This window comes from Colwellia sp. BRX8-5 (assembly GCF_014077325.1).
In the GTDB taxonomy this organism is placed as follows: Bacteria; Pseudomonadota; Gammaproteobacteria; order Enterobacterales; family Alteromonadaceae; genus Colwellia_A.
The window spans coordinates 1-9,265 of record NZ_JACGVR010000055.1 but is presented as its reverse complement, the minus strand read 5'-3'; the positions used below and the strand labels follow the sequence as shown (position 1 = coordinate 9,265).

Genomic DNA, 9,265 nt, shown 5'->3' with positions numbered 1-9,265 from the left:
TCATTATCATCACTTAAATCTGAAACTGGAGTTACTGAAATTGTTAGCGTAGAACTTTCGGTATCACCAGCACCATCTGTAACGGTATAAGTAATAACGGGTACAGCACCGTTGAAATCATCATTGGGTGTAAAAGTGTAACTACCATCAGTATTTAAAGTTAACTCACCTTCAGTGAGAGTAACGGTATCACCTGCATTGTAGGTATTCCCACCAACCGTAAAGCTTGTAACAGTTAAAGGACCATCGGCTGTTTCAGCATTATCAAGGACATTGCCTGTTGCTGTTGTGTCTTCAGCTATTGTGACAGTTTCACTATCATCATTCAGATCTGAAACCGGTGTCACTGAAATAGTTAGGGTAGAACTCTGAGTGTCACCAGCACCATCGGTAACTGTATATGTAATAACAGGCACAGCACCGTTGAAATTATCATTAGGTGTGAAGGTATAACTACCATCGGTATTTAAAGTTAACTCACCTTCCGTAAGGGTAACCGTATCACCTGCATTGTATGTATTCCCACCAACAGTAAAACTCGTTACCGTGAGTGGACCATCGGCTGTTTCAGCATTATCAAGCACATTACCTGTTGCGGTTGTATCTTCTGCAACAGTGACAGTTTCATTATCATCACTTAGATCTGAAACCGGTGTCACTGAAATAGTTAGGGTAGAACTCTGAGTATCACCGGCACCATCTGTGACGGTATAAGTAATAACGGGTACAGCACCATTAAAGTTATCATTCGGAGTAAAAGTATAGCTACCATCGGTATTTAAAGTTAACTCACCTTCAGTGAGAGTAACCGTATCACCTGCATTATACGTATTACCCTCAACCGTAAAACTCGTTACTGTTAATGGTCCATCTGCTGTTTCTGCGTTATCCAGGACATTACCTGTAGCGATTGTATCTTCTGCTATCGTGACAGTTTCACTATCATCACTTAAATCTGAAATCGGTGTTACTGAAATTGTTAAGGTAGAAATTTCTGTGTCACCAGCACCATCAATAACGGTGTAGCTTATCACTGGCACAGCACCGTTGAAATTGTCATTGGGTGTAAAAGTGTAACTACCATCAGTATTTAAAGTTAACTCGCCTTCAGCAAGACTTACCGTTTCACCTGCATTATAAGTATTACCATCAACAGTAAAGCTGGTGACAGTTAATGGTCCATCAAGGCTGTCAGCGTTATTAAGCACATTGCCAGAAACTCCTGTATCTTCAGCTGTTGTGACAGATTCATTGTCATCATTAAGATCTGAAACCGGTGTTACTAAAATTGTTAAACTAGAACTCTGTGTATCACCGGCACCATCAGTAACGGTGTAGCTGACTACAGGCACACTGCCATTGAAGTTATCGTTCGGTGTAAAAGTGTAACTACCATCTGCATTTAAAGTGAGTTCACCCTCAGCAAGAGTAACCGTGTCACCTGCATTATAAGTATTACCATCAACAGTAAAGCTGGTGACAGTTAGTGGACCGTCTGCAGTTTCAGCATTATCTAACACATTGCCTGTGGCGGTTGTATCTTCTGCTATCGTGACCGTTTCACTATCATCACTTAAATCTGAAACTGGTGTCACTGAAATTGTTAAGGTAGAGCTCTGTGTGTCACCAGCACCATCAGTAACGGTATAAGTAATAACGGGCACACTACCATTGAAGTTATCATTCGGAGTAAAAGTGTAGCTACCGTCTGCATTTAAAGTTAACTCACCTTCCGTGAGGGTAACCGTGTCACCTGCATTGTACGTATTCCCACCAACAGTAAAGCTGGTGACAGTTAGTGGACCATCTGCAGTTTCAGCATTATCTAACACATTGCCTGTGGCTGTTGTATCTTCTGCTATCGTGACCGTTTCACTATCATCACTTAAATCTGAAACTGGTGTCACTGAAATTGTTAAGGTAGAAACTTCTGTGTCACCAGCACCATCAATAACGGTGTAGCTGATCACTGGCACGGCACCGTTAAAGTTATCGTTCGGTGTAAAAGTGTAACTACCATCAGTATTTAAAGTTAACTCGCCTTCAGCAAGACTTACCGTTTCACCTGCATTATAAGTATCACCATCAACAGTAAAGCTCGTTACCGTGAGTGGTCCATCTACGCTGTCGGCGTTATTAAGCACATTACCAGATACTGGGGTATCTTCAGCTGTTGTAACAGATTCATTGTCATCATTAAGATCTGATACGGGTGTTACTGAAATTGTTAGAGTAGAACTTTCGGTATCACCGGCACCATCTGTGACGGTATAAGTAATTACAGGAACAGCACCATTGAAATTGTCATTTGGTGTAAAAGTGTAACTACCATCGGTATTTAAAGTTAATTCACCTTCAGTGAGAGTAACCGTATCACCTGTATTATAAGTATTCCCATCAACGTTAAAGCTGGTTACGGTTAATGGTCCGTCTGCAGTTGCTGCATTATCTAGAACATTACCAGAGACTGCTGTATCCTCAGCTGTTGTAACAGATTCATTATCATCAATAAGATCTGATACGGGTGTTACTGAAATCGTTAAGGTAGAACTATCCGTATCACCTGCACCATCAGTTACGATGTAGCTGACCACGGGCACAGCACCATTGAAATTGTCATTGGGTGTAAAAGTGTAACTACCATCGGCATTTAAAGTGAGTTCACCTTCAGCGAGAGTAACGGTATCACCAGCATTATACGTATTCCCATCAACAGTAAAACTCGTTACGGTTAATGGTCCATCTGCAGTTGCTGCATTATCCAAAACGTTACCAGAGACTGCGGTATCTTCAGCTGTTGTAACAGATTCATTGTCATCAGTAAGATCTGATAACGGTGTTACTGAAATTGTTAGCGTAGAATTATCGGTATCACCTGCACCGTCAGTAAAGGTGTAGCTGACCACGGGTACACTGCCGTTGAAATTGTCATTTGGTATAAAGGTGTAACTACCATCGGCATTTAAGGTTAACTCACCTTCAGTGAGAGTTACCGTATCACCTGCATTGAAAGTATTTCCATTAACAGTAAAGCTGGTTACGGTTAATGGTCCATCTGCAGTTGCTGCATTATCTAGAACGTTTCCAGAGACTGGGGTATCTTCAGCTGTTGTAACAGACTCATTATCATCAATAAGATCTGATACGGGTGTTACTGAAATCGCTAAGGTAGAACTATCCGTATCACCTGCACCGTCAGTAACGGTGTAGCTGACCACGGGCACAGCACCATTGAAATTGTCATTTGGTGTAAAAGTGTAACTACCATCGGCATTTAAAGTGAGTTCACCTTCAGCGAGAGTAACGGTATCACCAGCATTATACGTATTTCCATCAACAGTAAAACTCGTTACGGTTAATGGTCCATCTGCAGTTGCTGCATTATCCAAAACGTTACCAGAGACTGGGGTATCTTCAGCTGTTGTAACAGATTCATTGTCATCAGTAAGATCTGATACAGGTGTTACTGAAATCGTTAAGGTAGAACTATCCGTATCCCCTGCACCATCAGTAACGGTGTAGCTGACCACGGGCACAGCACCATTGAAGTTATCATTGGGTGTGAAGGTATAACTACCATCTGCATTTAAAGTGAGTTCGCCTTCAGTGAGACTTACCGTATCACCTGCATTGAAAGTATTTCCATTAACAGTAAAGCTGGTTACTGTTAATGGTCCATCTGCAGTTGCTGCATTATCCAAAACGTTACCAGAGACTGGGGTATCTTCAGCTGTTGTAACAGATTCATTGTCATCAGTAAGATCTGGTAACGGTGTTACTGAAATTGTTAGCGTAGAACTATCGGTATCACCCGCACCGTCAGTAACGGTGTAGCTGACCACCGGTACACTGCCGTTGAAATTGTCATTTGGTATAAAGGTGTAACTACCATCTGGATTTAAAGTGAGTTCACCTTCAGCGAGAGTAACCGTATCACCTGGATTAAAAGTATTACCATCAACAGTAAAGCTCGTTATAGTCAGAGGGCCATCTGCAGTTTCAGCATTATTAAGTACATTGCCAGAAACTGAGGTGTCTTCAGCTGTTGTAACAGATTCATCCGCATCAGTAAGATCTGATACGGGTGTTACTAAAATCGTTAGAGTAGAACTATCCGTATTACCTGCACCATCGGTAACGGTGTAATTGACCACGGGCACCGTGCCATTAAAATTATCAGCAGGTATAAAGGTATAGCTACCGTCTGCATTTAAGGTAAATTCACCCTCTACTAAATTAATTGTCTCGCCCGCATCGAAAGTATTACCATCAATGCTAAAGTTAATCACACTTAATGGGCCGCCTGCGCTGGCACCATTATCTAGCACATTACCTGTGGCTGATGTATCTTCTGCTACAGTGACATTTTCATCAGCATCAAATAAGGCAAAGTTATCATTATTATTTTCGTTATCTAAATCACCGGGTAAAACAAAAATATTATTTTGTTCTGTTGTATCGTATCCAGCCTGCGCTAACGTTTCATCGCCTGTTCTGTTTACCGTGGCAAAACTTGTACCTTCATTACTAGTAAGACCAGCAGTTGTTTCAGGAAGCTCTGCATCAATATCAGCATCAATTAAATCTTGAATTGCTGAAATTTCATTCTGAATATTATTGATATCTTCACTATCAACACTTTCTGTATTGTTATCAGGAGAAATTATATCTACACGAATTTCATTTACCGACTCAGCTTCGTAGCTGTAGACTTTATGCTGACTTCCATCAGCATAAGCTAATAAAATTTCACTGCCTTTGATTAAATTAAGAACGGCGCCTGCTTTAACGACATCACCAACTTGTAATAGAGTATCTACAGCCACATCGGTGTGAATTTCACCTTTAACATTAATGACTTGTGCACTTTTTGGGTTGGTATAGTTTTCCATAAACAACTTCCTAATGATTTGGCTTACCACATACTCTAGACAATCTAAAAATACTGCAGCTGATTGATAACTGTAAACATACTTATGGGGTTACATATTACAAGTATTTAGACTAAAGACAATGTATTTTAGGTGGTCTTCTAATGAATTGATTAACAGATAAATTAAATAAAAAGATTAAGTTTTAATACAGAAATATTATAAAACTTAATCTTACAATAATGATTCAATGTATAGGGTCTGTATCTCAGTTAAATAGATGTTATTTATAGAGATAATACATGCAAAATAGATATTAATGTTCTGTAACAATGGCGGTATCGAGTGACACCGCCTTGATTATGATAATAAAATTATTAGTTTTTGAACCTACGAGAGACTAATCCAATTAAAGCAAGTGAGAAAATAGCAATTGTTGATGGTTCGGGCACTGAAGTAGTCACTGATTTAAATACATAATTAAAGTATATTCCTTCAAACGCTCTATCATAAACGTATGCTGAAACATCACCCTCAGCGTCATAACCAATACCACCAGCTAGATTAGTTGCTCTGGCTTGATCGTATGATGTAACACCAGCTATTCGATATTGCTGGTAAAAAGCTTCTTTATTAACAATATAATCTTCAATATTAGTATAGTCAGTAATTACGTTTGTACTTAAAGCGTATGATACTGGAATTGTAGGTTGACCAAAGATAAATTCTGCGGCCTCAATACCATTATAAGTAGCAGGTTTAAGACTATAATCATCACCACCAGTTATATCAAAAGAACCTATATACTCCCATTGGATTCCAGTATCGTCAGAATAAAGATCACCAATAATTAATCCCGCATTTGCTCTATCGGCAACAAAAAGAGATAACACACAAACTACAACAATATTTATGATTTTAGAACTCATACAACTTCCTTAAGCCCTTAATGGGTTAATAATTTGATGTCGCATAACGACATTTACTTCAAGACACTTGTGGTATGCAAGATATACACCAAAAATAAAACCCTATTTAATTCAATGGCTAATATTCAAATATAAACTTCATTTTTGATAACTGTTAAAAAACACGACACTAAAGCATAACTAAAAAAATTATAATTTAATAACACCTTCGGTACATGATACCTGAATTAATAATTTATGCTAATTTTCAATTTTTATACCTTTCTCTTATGTTAGCAATAATAATATGTTGTGGAGGTAATACTTCTAACTCTCACAATTTTTTAGCCTAATTTTAAGCATTTTAAGAGATAGATAAATACACCACCAAACATTAGGGTAACCTAGTCGTTTAAGATCGATTGTAAATCCTTTCCTAACATTCATTTGTTCAACTTTCATATATTACTAAAATGCAAAAGCTTCGTGCGTTCATAACTTCTTGTTTATATACCCCTTGCTATAGAGATTTGAGCGCTATAAAACAAAAAACCATAATCTTTTAATTATCGGTTTTTCTATATTTTGTGTGAAGAATGGGACGTCTATGGGCACTGGTTTTATTCAATAAATTTCCACTAGAGTAAACTCATGATCATTATAGATAAGAAATTAAACAGATAAATTGTCTGTTTGATTTTTATGAAGTACTCCCTAGTTACTAAGAAGAGACTGTAAAGTTACCTATCAGTACTACTTTGTATAACTTTTTGCAAAAAAATCATATTAGGGCTCAATTACCTCAGTGGTGTTCCCAGTAATGCGCAGCATATTAGTCTTTTATTAAACCCTACTATTAGATTAACTGCTACAAACTAATCAAGGTTTAAAGTTGGTTTTAAATTTTGGACTTATCCACTACTTTGCTATTATGGCTGTTTTCATTTCCCTATTAAGGCAACAGCACTGCGTGGAAGTTTTTCAACTTAGAGATTATCAACAAGAAGCTGTTTCGGCGGTGCTTAAACACTTTCGAAAAACCAACGAATCTGCGGTGATTGTTTTACCTACAGGCTCAGGTAAAAGTTTGGTAATTGGCGAGCTTGCTCGGTTGGCAAAGCGAAAAATACTGGTACTCACCCATGTCAAAGAATTGGTCGAGCAAAATCATCAAAAATATGAAAGCTATGGTGTTACCGCCGGTATTTATTCGGCTGGATTAAAACTGAAAGAAACTCAGCACCAAGTCACGTTCGCCAGCATACAATCGGCAGCTCGCAATTTAGATGACTTTAGTGAGCCCTACTCCTTAATTATTATTGATGAATGTCATAGAGTTAACTTAGCCAGCACTGAGCTGGTTAAAGACGAAGCTAAAGGGGAGCCCAAAGAGCAAACACAAGAAAAAGCAAGCAAGCTGTCCAATACTAACCAGTATCAACAAATTATTGAAAAATTGATGCAAGTTAATCCCCATGTTAAATTATTGGGTTTAACCGCAACCCCTTATCGTTTAGGTATGGGCTGGATTTATAAAAAACATTACCGTGGTTTCATGCGAAGTGAAGAAAAACGACCTTTTGAGCACTGTATTTATGAACTACCCCTTCGTTACTTAATTAAACGCCAGTATTTAACCGAACCTAATTTAGTCGATGCCACCATAGAGCATTATGATTTTAGTCGCCTGCGAGCAAACGCCTCTGGTGAATATAGTCCTACTGATATCAATCATCTATTAAATAAAAATCCCCGGGTGACTCAAGGCATTATTGAGCAGGTCATTGAGTTAGGCTATAAACGTCAAGGTATTATGATATTTGCCGCTACAGTTGAGCATGCAAAGGAAGTCTTTAGTTATTTACCCGCCAAATTGAGTGCTTTAATTACCGGTGCTACCGACAATACTGAACGCGATAAGTTAATTAAGGCATTCAAGCGTAAAGAAATTAAATACCTGGTTAATGTTTCAGTATTAACCACTGGCTTTGACGCACCGCATGTCGATATGATTGCGATATTACGTCCAACACAATCAGTTAGTCTCTATCAGCAAATCATCGGTCGTGGTCTGCGTTTGAGTGATAACAAAAAAGATTGCTTGGTCATTGACTATACGGGCAATGATTTTGACCTCTATCATCCCGAAGTCGGTGAGAAAAAGCCGAATAGTAAAAGTCAGCCGGTGCAAGTTATTTGCCCAAGTTGTGAATTTCCCAATTTATTTTGGGGCATTTGTGATGATGATGGTTATTTAGTGGAACACTACGGCCGACGATGCCAAGGCCTAATTGAAGAACAAGGGTCAGAGAGCCAATGTAACTATCGTTTTGTATTTAAAGAATGCCCTCACTGCGGTGGTGAAAATGACATAGCTGCTCGTAACTGTTTACAGTGTCATGAAGTCTTGGTTGATCCCGATGATATGTTAAAAAAGGCACTGCAACTTAAAGATTCAAAAATTATTCGTTGCGCAGGTCTTAATTTAACGAAAGTTAGTGATAAGGGAGCTGATAAGTTAAAAATCACTTACCATGACGAGGAAGGCGTTGAACTCAATGAATCTTTTGACTTCACTAAGCCAAATCAAGTTAAAGCGTTCAATGATATCTTTTCTAAACGCCTTAGCGCTAAAATTAGTGTTCAGCTGGGCTCTACTGGATCGTTTGAAGTGACTACACTTGAACAAGCATTAAAGTTAGCTAACATATTGCCGTGTCCTGACTTTGTCATTGGTAGAAAACAAAAATTCTACTGGCGTGTCAAAAACAGACTTTTTGACTATCAAGGTAAATACCGAAAAGCCAATCAGCTCAAATAGACTCAAATAGACTCAAATAGACTCATAACATACTACATAATAAAAAAATGATAAGCCTAATATAAAAATGAACGCACAAACTTAACAAGATCAATTTTAAAATTAAAATTAATTAGTTATCTGAGTGTAAGGTAAAGGATATAGCAGTGCTATAAACACATGTTTAAAATTTCTAACTTTCAAAAAGCAAAAAACCGCTAATCTTTCGATTAGCGGTTTTTCTTTGTTTGGCGGTGAGAAAGAGATTTGAACTCTACTCGAAGGTTTAGTGCTATAAACCCTTATTTAAAATTTTTAGTTTTTAAAAAGCAAAAAACCGCTAATCTTTCGATTAGCGGTTTTTCTTTATTTGGCGGTGAAATAGAGATTTGAACTCTACTCGAAGGTTTAGTGCTATAAACCCTTATTTAAAATTTAACTATCAAAAAGCAAAAAACCGCTAATCTTTCGATTAGCGGTTTTCTTTATTTGGCGGTGAGAGTGGATTAGAACTCTACTCGAAGGTTTAGTGCTATAAACCCTTATTTAAAATTTTTAACTTCAAAAAGCAAAAAACCGCTAATCTTTCGATTAGCGGTTTTTCTTTGTTTGGCGGTGAGATAGAGATTTGAACTCTAGAAGGGCTATAAACCCTTGCTGGTTTTCAAGACCAGTGCTTTCGACCA

Annotated in this window: 3 protein-coding genes; 1 reads left to right on the top strand and 2 read right to left on the bottom strand. The window is 38.0% G+C overall.

Annotated elements, in window-relative coordinates; genetic code table 11:
* Nucleotides 1-4,892: Ig-like domain-containing protein (locus H4J62_RS19650; protein ID WP_182231111.1), on the bottom strand; the 4,892-nt coding region annotated here is incomplete at its 3' end.
* Between the two features lie 356 nt (nt 4,893-5,248).
* Nucleotides 5,249-5,800, bottom strand: coding sequence for a PEP-CTERM sorting domain-containing protein (locus H4J62_RS19645; RefSeq protein WP_182218524.1), 552 nt, complete (start codon nt 5,798-5,800; stop codon nt 5,249-5,251).
* A gap of 949 nt (nt 5,801-6,749) precedes the next feature.
* Between H4J62_RS19645 and H4J62_RS19640 the strand changes: the two genes are divergently transcribed.
* Nucleotides 6,750-8,600, top strand: coding sequence for a DEAD/DEAH box helicase (locus H4J62_RS19640; protein WP_310733980.1), 1,851 nt, complete (start codon nt 6,750-6,752; stop codon nt 8,598-8,600).
* Nucleotides 8,601-9,265 lie beyond the last annotated feature (665 nt).

What these genes read in the sequence shown, in the direction of transcription:
- H4J62_RS19645 (WP_182218524.1), bottom strand. Translation starts at nt 5,800, where the DNA reads ATGAGTTCTAAAATCATAAATATTGTTGTAGTTTGTGTGTTATCTCTT.